Source organism: Thermodesulfobacteriota bacterium (assembly GCA_040757775.1).
Taxonomy (GTDB): Bacteria; Desulfobacterota; UBA8473; order UBA8473; family UBA8473; genus UBA8473.
Genome location: JBFLWQ010000013.1, coordinates 39,956 through 57,990, shown reverse-complemented (window position 1 = coordinate 57,990; position 18,035 = coordinate 39,956). Strand labels below are relative to the sequence as shown.

General features: G+C 43.7%; 17 protein-coding genes. 8 read left to right on the top strand and 9 right to left on the bottom strand.

Annotated elements, in window-relative coordinates; all coding sequences use genetic code 11:
* The first annotated feature begins 217 nt into the window (after nucleotides 1-217).
* From AB1401_09370 to AB1401_09355, 4 genes are all read left to right on the top strand, one after another.
* The gene (locus tag AB1401_09370; protein MEW6615660.1) at nucleotides 218-1,084 is read left to right on the top strand and encodes a DUF4384 domain-containing protein; all 867 of its coding nucleotides are present in this window, start codon (nucleotides 218-220) and stop codon (nucleotides 1,082-1,084) included.
* A 39-nt stretch (nucleotides 1,085-1,123) separates the two neighbouring features.
* Complete coding sequence (locus tag AB1401_09365) at nucleotides 1,124-4,030, top strand: caspase family protein (protein ID MEW6615659.1); 2,907 nt, start codon at nucleotides 1,124-1,126, stop codon at nucleotides 4,028-4,030.
* Between the two features lie 37 nt (nucleotides 4,031-4,067).
* Complete coding sequence (lsrF, locus tag AB1401_09360; GenBank protein MEW6615658.1) at nucleotides 4,068-4,862, top strand: 3-hydroxy-5-phosphonooxypentane-2,4-dione thiolase; 795 nt, start codon at nucleotides 4,068-4,070, stop codon at nucleotides 4,860-4,862.
* A 174-nt stretch (nucleotides 4,863-5,036) separates the two neighbouring features.
* On the top strand, nucleotides 5,037-6,062 hold the full coding sequence (locus AB1401_09355) for a zinc-dependent dehydrogenase (protein ID MEW6615657.1): 1,026 nt from the start codon (nucleotides 5,037-5,039) through the stop codon (nucleotides 6,060-6,062).
* A gap of 29 nt (nucleotides 6,063-6,091) precedes the next feature.
* On the opposite strand, the gene AB1401_09350 is transcribed toward AB1401_09355, so the two are convergent.
* From AB1401_09350 to AB1401_09310, 9 genes are all read right to left on the bottom strand, one after another.
* Nucleotides 6,092-7,264, bottom strand: a complete 1,173-nt coding sequence (locus AB1401_09350; protein MEW6615656.1) for an aminotransferase class I/II-fold pyridoxal phosphate-dependent enzyme — start codon at nucleotides 7,262-7,264, stop codon at nucleotides 6,092-6,094.
* A gap of 30 nt (nucleotides 7,265-7,294) precedes the next feature.
* Nucleotides 7,295-7,714, bottom strand: a complete 420-nt coding sequence (locus AB1401_09345; protein ID MEW6615655.1) for a hypothetical protein — start codon at nucleotides 7,712-7,714, stop codon at nucleotides 7,295-7,297.
* 347 nt (nucleotides 7,715-8,061) lie between these two features.
* Nucleotides 8,062-9,495, bottom strand: a complete 1,434-nt coding sequence (locus tag AB1401_09340) for a CoA-binding protein (GenBank protein MEW6615654.1) — start codon at nucleotides 9,493-9,495, stop codon at nucleotides 8,062-8,064.
* A gap of 197 nt (nucleotides 9,496-9,692) precedes the next feature.
* Nucleotides 9,693-10,031 carry a type II toxin-antitoxin system PemK/MazF family toxin gene (locus tag AB1401_09335; GenBank protein ID MEW6615653.1) on the bottom strand — a complete coding sequence of 113 codons (339 nt, stop codon included), beginning with the start codon at nucleotides 10,029-10,031 and terminating at the stop codon, nucleotides 9,693-9,695.
* Complete coding sequence (locus AB1401_09330) at nucleotides 10,016-10,258, bottom strand: ribbon-helix-helix domain-containing protein (GenBank protein ID MEW6615652.1); 243 nt, start codon at nucleotides 10,256-10,258, stop codon at nucleotides 10,016-10,018. The genes AB1401_09335 and AB1401_09330 overlap by 16 nt, the downstream gene beginning before the upstream one ends.
* Nucleotides 10,259-10,434: 176 nt before the next feature.
* On the bottom strand, nucleotides 10,435-11,532 hold the full coding sequence (gene ald / locus AB1401_09325; protein ID MEW6615651.1) for an alanine dehydrogenase: 1,098 nt from the start codon (nucleotides 11,530-11,532) through the stop codon (nucleotides 10,435-10,437).
* A 47-nt stretch (nucleotides 11,533-11,579) separates the two neighbouring features.
* Nucleotides 11,580-12,197: a cation transporter gene (locus AB1401_09320; GenBank protein MEW6615650.1), complete on the bottom strand. Its 618-nt coding sequence runs from the start codon at nucleotides 12,195-12,197 to the stop codon at nucleotides 11,580-11,582.
* A gap of 74 nt (nucleotides 12,198-12,271) precedes the next feature.
* Complete coding sequence (gene arfB, locus AB1401_09315) at nucleotides 12,272-12,685, bottom strand: alternative ribosome rescue aminoacyl-tRNA hydrolase ArfB (GenBank protein MEW6615649.1); 414 nt, start codon at nucleotides 12,683-12,685, stop codon at nucleotides 12,272-12,274.
* Between the two features lie 444 nt (nucleotides 12,686-13,129).
* Complete coding sequence (locus tag AB1401_09310; GenBank protein MEW6615648.1) at nucleotides 13,130-13,693, bottom strand: hypothetical protein; 564 nt, start codon at nucleotides 13,691-13,693, stop codon at nucleotides 13,130-13,132.
* Between the two features lie 393 nt (nucleotides 13,694-14,086).
* Here AB1401_09310 and AB1401_09305 point away from each other — a divergent pair, with 393 nt between their 5' ends.
* The 4 genes from AB1401_09305 (at nucleotide 14,087) to AB1401_09290 (ending at nucleotide 18,031) form a co-directional block, all read left to right on the top strand.
* Nucleotides 14,087-14,941 carry an NAD(+)/NADH kinase gene (locus AB1401_09305; GenBank protein MEW6615647.1) on the top strand — a complete coding sequence of 285 codons (855 nt, stop codon included), beginning with the start codon at nucleotides 14,087-14,089 and terminating at the stop codon, nucleotides 14,939-14,941.
* 10 nt (nucleotides 14,942-14,951) lie between these two features.
* Nucleotides 14,952-16,694 (top strand): DNA repair protein RecN, encoded by a 1,743-nt coding sequence (gene recN / locus AB1401_09300; GenBank protein MEW6615646.1) that lies wholly within the window; start codon nucleotides 14,952-14,954, stop codon nucleotides 16,692-16,694.
* The gene (locus AB1401_09295; GenBank protein MEW6615645.1) at nucleotides 16,691-16,810 is read left to right on the top strand and encodes a VOC family protein; all 120 of its coding nucleotides are present in this window, start codon (nucleotides 16,691-16,693) and stop codon (nucleotides 16,808-16,810) included. The genes recN and AB1401_09295 overlap by 4 nt, the downstream gene beginning before the upstream one ends.
* Nucleotides 16,811-16,879: 69 nt before the next feature.
* Entirely contained in the window at nucleotides 16,880-18,031 is a 1,152-nt protein-coding gene (locus AB1401_09290) for an acyl-CoA dehydrogenase family protein (GenBank protein MEW6615644.1), read from the top strand.
* The last annotated feature ends 4 nt before the right edge of the window (nucleotides 18,032-18,035 follow it).

Below are 18,035 nucleotides of genomic sequence, written 5' to 3'. Positions count from 1 at the left end.
GGATAACAGATAATTTCTACAGAGACAAATACGGTATGGATTTTGACAGATTTGAGAAAGAAAATATTGTTGAAAAGCAGAATTACGGTTTTGAATCTTGTAGATTGAACCAAGATATTAATGTGTGGTAACCAGGACATTAACGTATGGTTCAGGCTACAAGCCTGAACCAGCAATAAAATTCTTGGAAGAAAAAGAGATATTGTAGGGAGGAAATATGGCAAGAATATTTGTTATGTTATTTTTAGGTTTGTTTATGGTGAGCATTGCCCACCATACCTACGCTACACAATCCACCATCACCGAATCAGAGGGTTATGCCTGCATGGGTGAGGATAAGTCGAGGAAACAGACAGAGCAGGCTGCAATGACTGATGCAAAGAAAAGGGCAATAGAATTTATATCGTCATACGTAACAACTGAGTCACAGGTTAAGAACTTTCAACTTGAAAAGGATTTAGTGTCAGCCTATTCCAATGCGACTGTAAAGGTTATTCAGGAGATTGAAAAGAACTGGTATAAAGATGCATCAGCAGGGGACTGTTACAAGGTAAAGATTAAGGCAGAGGTAATACCTGATGAAAATGCTATGAAAAAGATTTCGAAATCCAAAGAGCTTGTGGATGATCCGTCTGCTCCGTTGGTTGTTAATATCTGGACAGATAAGAAGGAATACGGTGACGGCGAGAAGATAAAGATTTACATCAAGGGCAATAAGCCTTTTTATGCTGTTGTTTTGCATAAGGATGTCAAAGGAGGGTTGTTACAATTATTGCCAAATCCATACAGGAAAGAAAATTACTTTAATGGTGGTGTAATTTATGAAATTCCTTCCGGCAATGACAGGTTTGAACTGGAGGTAAACCCACCCTTTGGCGAAGAAAGTGTATCTGTTTATGCAAGTACATCTCCGCTGGGCGATATAAATGTCAAAGACATAGGTGGAGTTTATGAGGTAAAGACAAAGCATGATGATATTGGTGCCAGGACAAGAGGGGTTAAATTAGTGGAAAAATCTGATACCCAAAAAACATCTGCATCTGAGTTTTTTGAAGAAAGGGCAACGCTGAAGACGGGGAAGTAAAAGATACAGTGGCCAGTGGTCATTGGAAAGGAGTTAAATATGAGGAAATTAAATTATAAGGTCATTTTTGTGTTTGTCTCTGTATTAAGCCTTCTTGTTTCCATGACAAAGAGCATGGCATCCGAGCCTCCAAAAGACCCGATTCTTAAAATAGATACAGGCATGCATATTTCTGGTATCAGAAGGGTTGGCATTGATGCAGAGAATCGCTATATTGCTACAGGTTCGAATGATAAAACAGTCCATGTATGGGAACTATCAACAGGCAGACTTTTGCGAATACTGAGGCCACCCATTGGCGATGGTAACGAGGGAATGATTTTTACAGTTGCCATGTCACCTGATGGAAGGACTGTTGCCTGTGGCGGATGGACGGGACAAAACTGGGATGATATGTATGCCTCCATCTATTTCTTTGACCGTGAAAGCGGAAGGCTTACAAAAAGGATAAGTGGAATATCTGCCACGGTTTTTAATCTTGCCTATTCTAAAAACGGAATGTTCATTGTTGCATCACTGTGGGGCACACATGGTATCAGAATTTATCGTACATCTGACTATTCCCTTGTGAGAGAGGACAGAGATTACGGCAGCGACGGACATGGTGCTGATTTTGATATATCCGGCAAGCTTGTGACAACATCCTGGGATGGTTATGTCCGCCTCTATGATAACAGCTTCCGACTCATTGCAAAAAAGAGGTCACCTGGTGGTGGTAAGCCTTATGGTGTCAGTTTCTCCCCTGATGGTTCGAAAATAGCTGTAGGATTTGACGACTCTCCAAAAGTAGATATTCTCTCGAGTAATGACCTTTCATATCTTTATTCGCCCGATTCAAGCGGTATTCCAAACGGGGATTCTTTAGTAGCTGTATCATGGTCATCAGACGGCGGTTCTCTTTACGCTGGTGGAAGTTATTGGAACGGGTCTTTAGGCAAACGCCCAATCCGCAAATGGATAAACGGGGGGAAGGGAAAATACGTGGACTTGCCTGCAACAGACAATACCATACTGCACATTCTTCCGCTGAAAAGTGGAGGAGTTGTCTTTAGCTCGCATGATCCTGCCTTTGGAATCTTTGATGCCTACGATAGAAAAGCAATATACAAGAGTCCTGCTATTGCTGACTACAGAAATAATCGAAGCGGATTCCTTACCTCATATGAAGGTTCTACAGTGCAGTTTGCCTATGAAGTGTTTGGAAAATCTCCTGCCCGATTCTCCATACCAGACCGTTTCCTCGAGTTAAACCCTGAATCTCCGAATTCGATTCTAAGGTCTCAAATCTTAAACCCTCCAATCACATCAGTAAGCGGTCTCAATGTTACAGACTGGGAACATGCCTATAGCCCAAAACTAAACGGCACGAATTTAAAACTTGACCTTTATGAGATGTCAAGAAGCCTTGCTGTGCTGCCTGATAACCAGACCTTTTTACTTGGGACAGATTGGTATCTCCGCCTTTTTGACAGATCCGGAAATCAGAAATGGAAAGTTGCTGCCCCTGCTACAGCGTGGGCTCTAAATACATCGGGCAATGGCAAACTGGCAGTGGTGGCTTTTGGAGATGGGACAATCAGGTGGTACAGGGTGAGGGATGGAAAAGAGCTTATGGCGTTGTTTCCCCATAATGACAGAAAGAGGTGGGTTATATGGACTCCGTCAGGCTATTATGATGCATCGGCAGGTGCGGACGATATTATCGGTTGGCATTTAAACAACGGCAAAGAAAACTCGGCAGACTTCTTTCCATTATTGAAGTTCAGAAGTACCTATTATCGCCCTGATGTGATTGCAAAGGTTCTTGCTGCCGTGGATGAAGAAGAGGCAATAAGACTTGCCAATGAAGAGTCAGGCAGAGGAAAGCAAGAGGTTGTTATAGGGAAGATGCTGCCCCCCATAGTGACAATCGTCCATCCTGCGGATGGTTCAGAGGTTTCCACACCGGAGATTACGGTCAAATTCAGTATCCGTACCCCATCGGGAGAGCCTGTAACAGGCATAAAGGCACTGGTGGACGGAAGGCCTGTTGCAACAGAGAGGGGCGTGAAGATAGTTGGCATGGATAAAGACATTAGTGAGGTGAGGATTGCTATTCCTGAAAAGGATTCTGAAGTCTCCATTATCGCTGAAAATAGGTTCTCTGTGAGTGAGCCTGCAAGGGTGAAGGTGAAGTGGCGCGGCGCAAAAAAGGAGGAGTTTGTTATCAAGCCAAAGCTGTATGTTCTTGCCATTGGTGTTAGCAGATATGAAGACAAGAATCTAACCCTATCTTTTGCAGCAAAGGATGCAAGGGACTTTGGAAACGTAATGCAGGGGCAAAAAAGCAGGCTGTATCGGGAAGTGGTGGTAAAAGTCATGACAGATGAGAAGGCAACAAAAGACGATATACTGGACGGCCTTGAGTGGCTTACAACGGAGACGACGAGCAAGGATGTGGCAATGGTCTTTTTAGCAGGGCATGGCGTAAATGACCAGAGCGGTATTTATTACTTCCTTCCGGCAAATGCCAATACAGAAAGGTTAAAAAGGACAGGAGTGGCTTTTTCAGACATAAAAAACACAGTAGCATCTCTTGCAGGGAAGACTGTGCTCTTTGTTGATACATGCCATTCAGGCAATGTGATGGGTACAAGAAGGGGGGTAGCTGATATTACAGGCGTAGTAAATGAGCTTGCCAGTGCAGAAAACGGTGCAGTTGTATTTGCTTCGTCCGCAGGCAAACAGTATTCCCTTGAAGACCGAGCATGGAACAATGGAGCGTTCACAAAGGCTCTGGTAGAAGGGATAAGCGGTAAGGCGGATTACACAGGTAAGGGCAAGATAACCATAAACATGCTTGACCTGTATCTTTCGGAGAGGGTAAAGGAACTGACAAAAGGGAGGCAGACCCCTACAACAACAAAGCCGAATACAATATCCGATTTTCCGGTGGCGGTTAGGTAATAAAACAAGTGAATAGGACTAAAAGGAGGTAGTATAGGTGGATTGGGGATTAAAGAACCGTCTGGCACGTTTGATTCAACCTGATGGCCATTGTCTGTTTTTACCGATAGATCATGGATATTTTCAGGGTCCCACGAGAAAATTAGAAAAACCAGGTGAGACTATTAAACCTCTTCTTCCTTATTGTGATGCCCTCTTTGTCACCAGAGGGGTATTGCGGTCATCAATAGACCCAACCCAGATCAAACCTATAATACTCAGAGTGTCCGGAGGCACCAGTGTAATTGGGAAGGACCTGGCTAATGAAGGGATTACCACCTCTATGAAAGAGGCCATCCGCCTTAATGCAGCTGCTGTGGGTATTTCTGTCTTTGTTGGCAGCAATTATGAAAAAGAATCGCTGCTGAATCTATCAAGGCTTGTTGATGATGGCGAAGAACATGGCATTCCGGTAATGGCGGTAACTGCGGTCGGTAAAGAATTAGAGAAACGAGATGCCCGCTATCTTGCTCTGTGCTGTCGTATTGCTGCTGAATTGGGGGCGCGTGTAGTAAAAACCTACTGGTGTGAAGATTTCGAAAAGGTTACAAATGGTTGTCCGGTTCCCGTGGTTATGGCAGGTGGACCCAGAGTAGACACAGAGCTGGAGGTGTTCGAGTTTGTTCACGATGGTATTCAGAAAGGAGCTGTGGGTGTGAATCTGGGAAGGAATATATGGCAGCATGATTACCCTGTAGCAATGATTAAGGCATTGCGTGCTATTATTCATGAAAATGCTACTGTTAAGGAGGCTAACGAGTTATTCAATACGATTAAGAATGAGTCAAGATAAGATTGATGAGGCCGTAAGAAGTCAAAAATCAGACGGCACAGTAAAAAGCTCTAGATGCAAGGCGCGCAAATCATAAGGAGTGAAGCGTACTTATAGTTACGCTGTAACGACGAAGGATGCAGCGCAACGCCGCAGATGGACTTTTTACGAAACCGTCAAAATTGGTAAGGCACTATGCGTGTCGCAATGTACTACAACAATAGGGACATTCGGCTGGAAGAGATTCCAATCCCGCAGATCGGCGCTGATGAGCTATTAGTTAAAGTTTTTGCCAGCGGTATCTGTGGCAGTGACGTAATGGAATGGTATCGGATTAAAAAGGCCCCCCTGGTTCTTGGCCACGAAATCGCTGGAGAGATCGTTGCGGTTGGAAAGGATGTGAAGAGGTACAAAACCGGTGACAGGGTTTTTGTCTCCCATCATGTCCCTTGTAATACATGCCGCTATTGCCTGAGAGGTTACCATACTGTATGTGAGACCTTACATAACACGAATTTTGATCCCGGAGGTCTTGCCGAGTATGTACGTGTCCCGGCAATCAATGTAGACCGTGGTGTGTTTTTGCTCCCGGATGAGGTTTCCTTTGAGGAAGGGACGTTTATCGAACCACTGGCATGCATTCTGCGTGGGCAGAGATTGGCGCACATACAACCGGGGCATAGTGTGCTCGTTATCGGCAGTGGTATTTCCGGGCTGCTTCATGTGGCGCTGGCACGCGCAATCGGGGCTTCACGGGTGATTGCTACGGATGTTAATGAGTATCGTTTAAAGGCAGCACAACAATTCGGTGCAGACATCACAATAGATGCCAGGAAAGATGTACCTGTCTGTCTCCAGCAGGTCAATGAAGGGAGATTAGCCGATATTGTAATTGTTTGTACCGGGGCATTTCCTGCCTTTACCCAGGCATTACAGTGTGTAGACAGAGGGGGGACTATTTTGTTCTTCGCTCCTACAGAATCGGGTGCTGATCTTCCTCTACCGGTTAATGATTTTTGGCGCAAAGGGATAACCCTGATGCATTCATACGGGGGCAGCCCTTCGGACATCGAAATAGCAATAGAGATGATCCGTGCTCGTCGTCTCTCCGTCCGTGAGCTGATTACCCACCGGTTAAGTCTGGAAGAGACAGGTTTGGGCTTTCAACTTGTCGCCGATGCTAAAGAGTCTATCAAGGTGATTGTCGAGCCGAATAGATGATCTGAATCTAAAACAAGACAGGGAGAATCTTAGAGAGACAGAGCATTCCTTATACCCCTGACAGCCTGCCTTGTCCTGTGTTCGTTTTCCACCAATGCAAATCTAATATGGTCATCTCCGTATTCCCCGAACCCCACGCCTGGAGAGACGGCTACCCTGGCCTCTTTCAGTAAGAGCTTTGAAAATTCCAGCGAATTCATCTTCTTAAACTCGTCGGGAATCCTGGCCCACACAAACATTGTCCCTTTTGGTTTTTCTATGTTCCATCCTATCCTGCACAGGCCGTCTATTAAGACATCCCTGCGGCTTCTATACGTCTCGGTTATTTCTTTTACATAATCCTGGCAATTATTCAGGGCTATTATAGATGCAATCTGGATGGGTTGAAAGACCCCGTAGTCAAGATAGCTTTTAATTCTGGCTAAAGCCCCTATCATTTTCCTGTTACCTACTGCAAAACCCACTCGCCAGCCAGGCATATTGTAACTCTTAGAAAGACTGAAGAATTCTACGCCGACGTCCTTAGCTCCGGGTATTTCCAGGAAACTGGGGGCCTTATAACCATCAAATACAAGATCAGCATAAGCCAGATCGTGGATTACCATAATGCGGTGTTCTCTGGCGAAGTCTACTATCTTTTTAAAAAACTCTATGTCCACTACGGCTGTTGTAGGGTTGTGGGGAAAGGAGATTATCAGCATTGTTGGCTGTGGCCATGTTTGTTTAGTGGCAATTAGCAGATCTTCGAAAAAATCCCTGTTTTCGTTGACTGGTATACTTCGTAAGTCACCGCCGGCTATGACTACCGAATAGGAATGAATAGGATAGGTCGGATTCGGCACAAAAACGACATCCCCGGGTCCGATTGTAGCCAGCACCATATGAGAAAGCCCCTCTTTTGCCCCTATAGTGACTATAGCTTCGCTTTCAGGGTCAATATCAATATTGTAATTCCTTTTGTACCAGTCAGTAATAGCCAGTCTCAATTTGTAGATACCTCTGGAAGCTGAGTAACGATGATTCCTCGGATTGGAGACGGCCTCTGTCAGCTTATCAATAATGGGCTTTGGGGTTGCCAGATCAGGGTTTCCCATCCCCAAATCGATGATATCTTCCCCCCTTCTTCTGGCTTCCAGCTTCAGGTCATCAACTATCTTAAAGACATAGGGGGGCAGCCTCTTAATCCTTTGAAACTCTTCCATTTTTAGCATACCTTCTGTTGGTTTTTGTGCTTAAATCTCTTTTACTATATCAGCTATCTTATACTGTATGATCCTTATATGAGCATAGCCAGCAAAATCTCTTTTGCTCCTCGGGTCAGCATTTACCGTCTCCTCATCTATTATTAAAATTGGAACAACCTGTTCCATGCCTAACTTGTTAATCTCAGCCCACCTCTTCTGCCATATATTTGGGTGCCTCACAGCCGAAAGGGGCCTTTCTTTAAAGGCTACTTTAACCACATAGTGTTTTCCTTCAGTATCCTGGAAGCAAAAGTCCAGTTTTTGGCGACCGGGATGGACATCTATCCAGTGTTCATTTTTTAGTGTATCCCTATCTATGGTTATACCAATGAGCCTCTCCAGTATTTCCGGCTTCTTCATCATAATATCCCGCACATCATTACCAGTAACCTTCTCAACATCTACCATTACATTTACCTCCTTTTGCTATTAATTTTGTGTTTAAACTATCCTTCTTCCCCTTTCTATTTAAACATCTCTTCCAGTCTTCTCCTGGCTTCCTCAACCTCCTTATCCTTTATATGCTCACCATTTAAGTCCTTAAAAAGGAAATACTCACAAAAATTCGCCTTTTCCCGGTCAGAGACATATTCACTCTGAGGTTCTATGCATTTGTTATGGGCATACTCATCGTAGAACCTGCAATTTAAGCAGCAATGAAGGTCACTTCTGCAATTATGGCAAAAATCCTCTCTCCCTATAGAGTCAATTATTTTTAATTGACTTTTGCAAAAATGGCATAGAATCATAGGAAATCAGAAGACGGATTTTTGGTAGTATTCCACAAGGTGTCTCATTGCTTTGGCAGCCCGGCCAAAGGAAGAAAAAACCGGGAGCCGGGCGTCAATAAGACGTCCCCGTTGTTCAGCAACGAACTTCCAGCGCCAGTCCTCAAAATGATTTATGGCTAAATCACCGGTACGCAAAACTGCTACCAGCGGTTTCCCCCCCTTTTTGCCTATCTCGATAAAATCGCTGATCTCCTCTCTGAGGGTAGCAGTCCATCTCTCTTTTTCAAAAGGGGCATCGTCGGTCACATTGGCGATGAGAAAATCGAAATCAATTTCTTTTAGCATCATTTTTAATATATTTCCGGTAGAGATTTGACTGCCCTCCATCATCGATCGATCGGCGGGATTTCCTATCCAATCCCATATATCCGGCGCCCTGTCTTTTAGTTTATTCCTGATTCCATCAGGCAAAGGCACAACATTGAATCCTTCTTCCTCCCATTCATCAGCAGAAAGCACACTTTTTCCGCCCCCTCCTCCTGCTATCCCGACCCTTCTTCCGGAAATCGGGGGAAGGAACGAAAAGGAGATTGCCAGATCAATCATTTCATCAAGGGATTCCGCCTGTATGGAACCTGCCTGCTTTATAGCTGTTTCCCAAAGATTTAAGGAACCAGCCAGAGCTGCCGTATGAGAAGCAGCTGCCCTGTTCCCGGCATTGCTCCGTCCTCCCTTAAGAATAATAACAGGTTTTAGTCGGCTTGCATGGCACAAAGTATCGAGGAATCTCCTGCCGTCTTTTATCCCTTCAATATAGCTCACGATTATTTTAGTTTCCTGATCTTCTGAAAAATACCCCAGGAAATCAGTCTCGTTCAGGTCCAGGGCGTTTCCATAACTAATGACTTTGCTGAATCGTATCCCCCTGAGAGAAGCGTAACGAACAAACTCAGTAGCGGAGCCCCCACTTTGAAAAAATGCACCTACGGGACCAGGCTCTTTAGGAAAGTCATACCCAAAAGAGATTCCCTCTTTTGGATAGTATATTCCAACGCAATTAGGACCTAAGAGACGAATGTTGAACTCTTTTGCCTGTTTTAGGATCTGCTGCTCAATTTTAAGTGCCTCCGGACGACCTGTTTCACTCAACCGTCCGGTAAAAAGGTGAACAACCTTAACGCCATGATTGGGGCATTCCAAAAGAAGGTCTACTACCTTCGAAGCAGAGATACAGCATATTACGTAGTCGACTGAACCAGGGACATATTTGAGATCAGGATAGGTTTCAAGGTTAAAAACTTTCTCCAGTTTGGGGTTTACCGGATATATCTTGCCACGATAACTGTAATCCAGGAGATGTCGTACGAAATGGTACCCCAAAGAGCGGGGATCTTCAGAAGCTCCTATTACAGCGATAGAACATGGATGAAAGATGTGTTCAAGGGGATGTTGGGACATATATGATATTTAATACCATGGAATCAGAAAATGTCAATAATTATGTTCAGTTGTTTCTGGTTCTGTTTAATATCTCAATCCAGAACGGACTATGTTAAGAAAGAAGAGGAGGGGGAGATTCTCTTCCTTGAACGATATGTCAATGGTTTTTTATCCCGTGTCCCTCTTGACTCTTTTTGCCTGAAGGTATTGCGTTGTTATCCACCAATTATTTCATTAAGACCCTCAATAACGATATCAATTTCTTCTGGTGTAATTTTAGTGATTCTTTTTCCCAGACGTTCCTGGGATAAGGTTCTAATTTGACTTATTTTCACCCAGGAGCGCTTAGGCAAGGCAGAGTGGGAAAGCGCAAGCGTAAGGGGAAAGCCAGCCTTCTGCGGCTGACTTGTCAGGGCAACAGCGATAACCACGCCGGAACGTTCATTGAAAACATCCTGACTAAGAATCAATACAGGGCGCTCGCCCGCTTGTTCGCGCCCCTTGACGGGGTCAAGATTGGCCCAATAAATCTCACCTCTCAGTATTTTGGCCATTCTTCAATTTCCTGCGAGAATCCCTCTTCTGCAAGTGCTTTTTCAAACCCAGGGTCCAATTTCGCGCACTCTCTTGCTAGACGAGAACGGTTTATCCGTGACAATTTCTCCTCTACAGCCTCTTGGATTGCCTTGCTACGATTCGGAAATATTTTTGAATTTACCATACGATCGAGTTTGTCTAACAGCTCTTCCTTGATGGTAATGGCTATCTTTGCTGTGCTCATATTTTCTCACCCCCGGTATTACATTATGTCATACCAATAGAATTTTTCAAGTAAATTTTTTGGTGGGCAACAAGTTATTACATAGTTTTCTGTGCTTTACCACATGAGTGACGTTGTCTATCACACTTGGTGAGGTTGTGACGAGCCTGTGTATACTGGTTTGGTGCAAGTCGTATCTATAGACAGGACATATCAGGGAATGCATTGGCAACCGCAGTACACAGAATCTTTCCATTACGCATGTTAAGTGCGGCAGCCCGTCCTTTGCTCTTTGCGATGAATGAATCAAGACCGAGATCTGCAAGTTCCATGCAGTATGGGATAGTAGCATTGCAGAGAGCCTGACTACTGGTACGGCCGACTGCGCTGGGCATGTTTGTTACACAGTAATGAACTACACCGTCAAGAACGAAAATGGGTGAGGAATGCGTAGTGGGATGACTTGTCTCGCAGCATCCGCCCTGGTCAATAGATACGTCAACCAGAACAGAGCCCTTCTTCATTCTTTTCACAATCTTTCGGTTGATAATACAGGGTGTTTTCCCTCCGGGAATGAGCACAGCTCCGATAACGAGGTCGGCTTCGCTTGCGTGGTGCTCAACAGCGTGAGGGTCACAGTAAATTGTTGTGACATTTTGAGGCATGACATCATCCAGATGGCGAAGCCGGATGAGATTAATATCCATGATTACTACGTTTGCACCCAGTCCGGCAGCGACACGTGCTGCATTCGAGCCGACCACACCACCTCCTATGATCAGCACCTTTGCCGGTTCTACACCAGTTACACCGCCCAGCAGTATTCCCCTGCCCATCATGGGTTTCTCCAGGCATTTGGCGCCCTCCTGGATTGACATCTTGCCCGCAACTTCACTCATGGGCGTAAGCAGTGCCAGATACCCCTGGTCGTCCGCCAGCGTCTCATACGCCACAGCGGCAATTCCTTGCTTCAGACATCCTTCAGTGAGTTTGCGGGAACTGGCAAAATGGAAAAAGCAGAATACAATTTGTCCTTTCCTGAGCTTTTCAATTTCTTCCGGCTGCGGTTCCTTTACCTTCACTATCATCTCCGCCCGGGAAAAGATGTCGTCAGCAGTGTCTATCAGTCTGGCTCCGGCCGCAGAATAAGCAGTATCATCATAACCGCTGCCCAGTCCGGCTTCCTTCTGAAACAGTACCGTATGACCGTTCTGAACCAGCAATTGAACTCCTACCGGCAGCATCGCCACTCTGTATTCGTCCTGTTTGATTTCACGCGGAATGCCTATTATCATAGTGACCCCCCTTTGTTAATTATTGGGTTTCTTGCTGTTGGTTTAATCTATTCACAACAAGTGCAGACTTTTCCCTTTGATTTTTCCAATGATTCTCTTCCTTCTTTAAAAGCATAATAGGCTATTCCCAATGCACCAATCGAATCTATATATCCGATTCTGAATATTTCATATAATACACTGGACAGTAATAGAACTATTGAAAGATAGACACATGTTTTTGTACAGTTGGCATCAGCAATAATTGCATTTGAATTTAGCTTTTTGCCTATGCTCAATTTTGCCCTCGTCAAAAAAATCATTGTTAGAACAGATAATAATGAAATTATAATACCCCAAACAGTTGTTATTGGCTTACTATTACTGTAGATATTGTAAATGGCTGTCACAAATAATCCGAAAGTTAAAGTGTAAAATGAAACTCCGGTGATTCTTAACGCTGTTTTCTCAAATGAATCCTTTTGATTATTGTTATTTCTAACCCGAATAATCATATGCCATACACCAACTCCAGAAATTAACTCGACAAACGAATCCAGACCAAATCCAAACAAAGACAATGTCTCATCAGTATACCCGAAATAAACGGATACCAACCCTTCTAAAATGTTATAACAGACAGATATTGCTGCTAGCAGTAATGCTCTATTCCATAATCTATTCATATTCAGTATGATTTCTTTTTTTGGCAGGTGCTCTGTTAAGTGATGATTTTGGACAACGTCCCCATGTATTTCCCTTACTCCGAAACCCTGTCTCGCAGTGCCTTTGTCTTACTTCTTCGAGACTTACTGTCAAGCCGCCTTTCCTGGGAGCCTATAGTTGCTCTGGTCGGCTTTCTGACTTTCTGTGTAACTGCCACACCTTTGATTAATTTCTGCAAACGCTCAAGGGCATCTTCCCGATTTTTTTCCTGAGTACGAAATTTCTGGGCCTTGATAACAATTACACCGTCTTTGCTGATACGCTGGTCTCGAAGGTTTAACAGACGTTGCTTATAGAAATCGGATAGAGAGGACGCATTGATATCAAAGCGCAGATGAATTGCCGAAGATACTTTATTAACATTCTGTCCTCCGGTCCCCTGTGCCCGTATTGCCGAAAGTTCAATCTCATCATCAGGGATGGAAGCATTCTGGGAGATTTTTAGCACTGCCATGTCATCCTTAATTTAACAAATATAATTATGCTAGAGATGGTAGATGCAGCATCCAAAGGTATAACGAGTCTGCATAAAAACCCCTTTGTCAGAGAATTAGTTTTCCGAGCAAGGTCCTTTTTTCTCTTGACAAGGGGAGACCTTATAAGGGTTAGGCAACATTATAAGGGACAATGCCCCTATTTTTTAAAACCAAAACGCAAAAGAGTCAAACGGAGACTTGGCCCCCTATCGTTTTATTGACTCAGTTTCTTTGCACGCAATGACTCCCTCATTAACGCTAGCTCGTTTTTCCACACGTGGAAGTAACTAATGTATCCTTTACTGTAGCGATCTGGCACAGGTGGATTAGGGTTAATTCCTAGCATTTCGGCTAAAAATAGTTTTTGATAGTGCGTGATCTCATCTCGTTTAATCTCACCTGAAAGGACCATCCGCTCATAACTTTAATAGCTCCTCTATGCATGCCAACCTAACGCAGAAGGTCTCGATGTTCTTAATCGTTTTCTTAAAAGTTTTGCCTCCGCGGAGATTGTTCTGCTGAATTTTGTCGTAGAGCCTCTTAAGTGTGTGTAGTTCGCTCTTCAGATAGGAAAAACCTTGGTCTGAGATCTGCTTCATAAATCCCTGATCGTTCATTGTCGCAAAAATAAATTGGGGCAAAGCAATAAAGTCTTCAACTTTCATCTTTCTATCGGCATAGGCTTGACTCGAACCGAGATATTCTAACGTGGCGAGCAACAACGTTGCCTTTTTTCTAACATCTCTAGCTTCTCGTTCGCCGGACAGAACGACTTGTTCTACCCGTTTCCGTTCATACGCGTTTTTTTGTAAGTCGGCGAAATAGATTGCAAAAAAAACACCCACAAGCGTGGCGGACAGAGTTAAGAAATAGCTCACAAACTCCGCCTTTTGCCTCCGACATGCGGAAAACTGAGGTAACACGGTGATCAGGACAGAAATGAAAGCTAAAGCGATCACTATAACCAAATAAATCGACATCAAGTCCTCCAGCAGATCATGCTCAGATTACTTAGAACTGCATAATAAGTTAGTATATTACGTTCTTTTTGTACTTTACCACATAAACACTATAATTTGCAAGTTGAAGCTAAAATTTTGCCGGTGTGTTATTGTAATTCATAGCAAAGAGTCTATCTGACAATTTTATTAGATTCTTCACTTCGTTCAGAATGACAAAAAACGTTTTCTTGAGGTTATTGGGTAGGCTCCAAATTAGCCGGATAACTGCATTCATGAATATTGCCCCAGAAAAAACCCATAACCCCATATAACCGTTTGTTAAATTTTTTAAATGGACAACTTCCTCCTTTTTGTGTTAAAAAAAGATACTTGAGGTATGATAAATACGTAAGAGCATGAGAGTATAATTTTATGAAGAAGATCGGGATTATTGCAAAGCCGAATAAGCCGGAGGCAATAGAGGTTACAAAAAGGCTTGTTGGATGGTTAGTTGAGCGTTCTATTGAGGTCTTTTTAGACAGTGCACTGGCTTCCTTAATTAAGCACCCATCTGGCTATGATATAACCAGGATCCCTTCATTGGTGGATATGATTATCGTACTGGGCGGGGATGGAACCCTGCTCAGTGTTGCCAGGGTTATAGGCAACAGGAAGGTGCCGATTCTGGGGGTAAACCTGGGTGGGCTTGGGTTCCTCACCGCCATAACCATGGATGAGTTATACCCTGTTTTAGAAAGTGTTATCAGGGGTGACTACAAACTCAGCAATCGAACAGCGCTAAAAGTCAGTCTTCACCGTGAAGGGAAAAAGGTCGATGAATACAGAGTACTGAATGATGCAGTTATTAACAAAGGGGCTCTTGCCAGAATTATTGATTTAGAAATCAGTATAAATGGCAAGTATCTGACAACTTTTAAAGCCGATGGATTAATAATATGTACGCCCACAGGTTCAACGGCATATTCACTTTCTGCAGGAGGACCTATTGTTTATCCCCCTTTGCACTCTGTAATAATCACCCCTATCTGCCCCCATACCCTTACTAACAGGCCCCTTATTTTACCAGATAATGTAACTGTTGAAGTAACTCTTATCTCCATGAATGAGGATGTGTTCTTAACCCTGGATGGTCAGGTAGGTTTTGCCTTCGATGCCGGCAGTATGCTGGAGATAAAAAAGGCAAAAAGTCATGTTTACCTTATAGAGCCTCTCCATAAAAACTATTTCGAGGTTTTAAGAGCGAAGTTAAAATGGGGAGAAAGATAAGCTAAAAGTAATGCTGAGTGAGCTTACTATTAAGAATTTTGCCATCATTGATGAATTAACCCTCTCTTTTTCTGCTGGCTTAAATGTGCTTTCTGGCGAGACAGGAGCCGGAAAATCCATAATAATCAATGCCATTAACCTGCTTCAGGGCAGAAGGACATCTACGGACATAATAAGAAGCGATGAAGAGGAGGCAATAGTAGAGGCACTTTTTGATATTTCTGATAACAACGTAATTTTAAATAAAATAGATGGGTTAGGAATTGAAAAAGAGGAAAACCTGGTTGTCAAACGAGTGATTTCTCACTCTGGCAAGAACAAGGTTTTTATAAATGGAGGGCTGGCTACCCTGGGTATGCTTGCCGGAATAGGAGAGGACCTGATTGCTATCTCAGGGCAGCATGAAAGCCAGTTGCTGCTCAATCCTGAAAGGCATATTGACATCCTTGACGACTTTGGCAGCCTCCATTCTCTCAGAGAGAGGGTAGGCACCCTTTTCAAGCGACTACTTAAACTGTCCAGTGAGTTGGCTGAACTTAGTCATGCTGCCGATAAGAGGGCAGAAAGGGAATCCCTTCTGGATTTTCAATGGAATGAAATAGAAAGGGCAAATCTCAGGGCTGGAGAAGATGATGACCTGAAGAGAGAGAAGGATATCCTTATAAATTCAGAGAAACTCCTGGAGTATTCTAACCATGCCTATAATACTATTTATGGAGCAAAAGAATCTGTATTGGAGAATCTAAAGGGGGCAAAAAACAATATCAAAGACATCTCCAGGATCGACAGTTCATTAGTAAAACTGCATGATGCCATGGAATCCTCTATCATTGAACTGGAAGATATAGCCTTATATCTTAGGGACTATGCACAGAAGATAGAATTCGATCCTGCCAAATTGGAGGAAGTGGAACAGAGGCTTCTGGAGATCAATAAACTGAAGAAGAAGTATGGTTCCACAATAGGTGAAATTATTCAACATAAGGAGAGAATACAGAGAGAACTGGGAGATATTTCAAATAGTGAAGACACTATAGCCCGACTTAAGAATGATCTCCATGATACTGAGATGGAAATACTGAAGATGGCAGAGGACCTCTCAGATAAGAGGAGAACCGCAGCAGAAAAACTGAAAGACAGCATTGAGAAAGAACTGTGGTCGGTGGGGATGGAGAAAACTGTATTTGAGGCGGGCATTAATAACCACCGTTTTAACACCAGGGGTAGTCTGTATGAAAATATAGATATAGGCGACATCAGGGTTACCGGTAAGGGGATAGATAATGTTGAATTTCTGTTATCACCCAATCCGGGTGAACCTCCAAAAGCCCTTTCCAGAATTGCATCAGGAGGGGAGTTGTCAAGGGTTATCCTTGCCTTAAAGAGCATATTGGCACAAAGGGGTGGGGTGGAGACATTGATCTTTGACGAGGTAGATGCTGGTATTGGCGGAAAGGTAGCTGATATAGTAGGTCAAAAACTCAAATCTCTCTCAAGGTTCCATCAGGTTATCTGTATTACCCATCTGCCTCAGATTGCTCGCTTTGCAGATACCCATTACAACATAAACAAGGGGGTCAAAGATGGTCGTGCTGCTACATCGGTTATGAGATTGGATAAGGAGGAAAGGATAGGCGAGATTGCACGAATGCTTGCCGGAGCGGAGATTACTGAGGCGGTTAAAGAGCATGCCAGAGAGATGATAGAGACCGTGAACATAGATAGTTCACTTACCGGAAAGAAGCAGAGATGATGATAAAAAAGATAAACCATGTAGGGATAGCCGTTAAAGACCTTGACAAAGCGGTTTCTTTGTTTGAGAATGTCTTTGGTGCAAAAGTGATATTTCGAAAGGTCTTTGGGGACTAAAAAATTACGGTATGTTGCCCAAATTCCGAATTTTCGTTTGGGCAACAGCCTATTTAAAGGAGGTTATTAATGGATTTTGAGTTAACCGAGGAGCAGAAGATTCTTCAAGACACTGTTAGAAAATTTATGGATAACGAGGTTGCCCCTATTGTGGAGGAGTGTGAGAAAAAGAAGGAGATGCCCAGAGACCTTATTAAGAAGCTCATCCCTATGGGATATGTTGGCGCCCTTGTACCGCCGGAATATGGTGGCTTAGGGCTAGACTATCTCTCTCTTGGAATACTTATGGAGGAGGCCGGCAGAACATGGGGAGCCCTTAGAATAATGGCAAATGGACCATTAAATCTGATTCCCTATACCATTTATGTAAACGGCACAGAGGAACAAAAAAAGAAATATCTTCCTTCTCTGCTTTCTGCCGACAAGACAGGATTCATAGCCATAACCGAGCCCAATGTGGGATCTGATGCATCAGGTATAGAGACGAGGGCTGACCTGCAGGATGGTCATTTTATTGTGAACGGGACTAAGATGTGGGTTACCAATGGAAGTACCGCTGATGTAGGGATTATATTTGCTTCTACAGACAGGAGCAAAGGCCCTGGCGGAATATCTGCTTTTATCGTAGATAAGAAAGAGACCCCTTATTCAGCTAAGGATATAGAGAAGATGTTCGGGCATGCCATGGTTGCATCTGAGCTTGTATTTGAAGATGCCAAAGTTCCCAAAGAAAATATGTTTGGCCCAGAAGGGAAAGGTCTTAAGATTGCCCTTACAACATTGAATGAAGGGAGGCATAATGTTGCTATGGGTTCCGTAGGAATTGCGCAAGCCTGTATTAATGCCTCAGTAAAGTATGCGAAAGAGAGGAAACAGTTTGGAAAACCCATCGGTAGCTTCCAGCTGGTTCAGAAACTCATAGTGGAAATGGTAGCCGATACCATGGCATCCCGTCTTTTGGGCTATCAGGCAGCCAAATGTCTGGAAACAGGCGGCAGGTGTGACAGATTTTGTTCTGTTGCAAAGCTTTTCGCCTGTGAAGCGGCCTTCAAAACAGCATCCAATGCCCTGCAGGTTCATGGAGGGTACGGTTACTCCAAGGAGTTTCCTATTGAACGGTATTTCAGGGATGCCAGAGGGGCGATGATTCCCGAGGGTACCACGGAGATTCAGACATTGATAATAGGGAGAGATGTCCTGGGTATGTCTGCCATTAGATGATAGC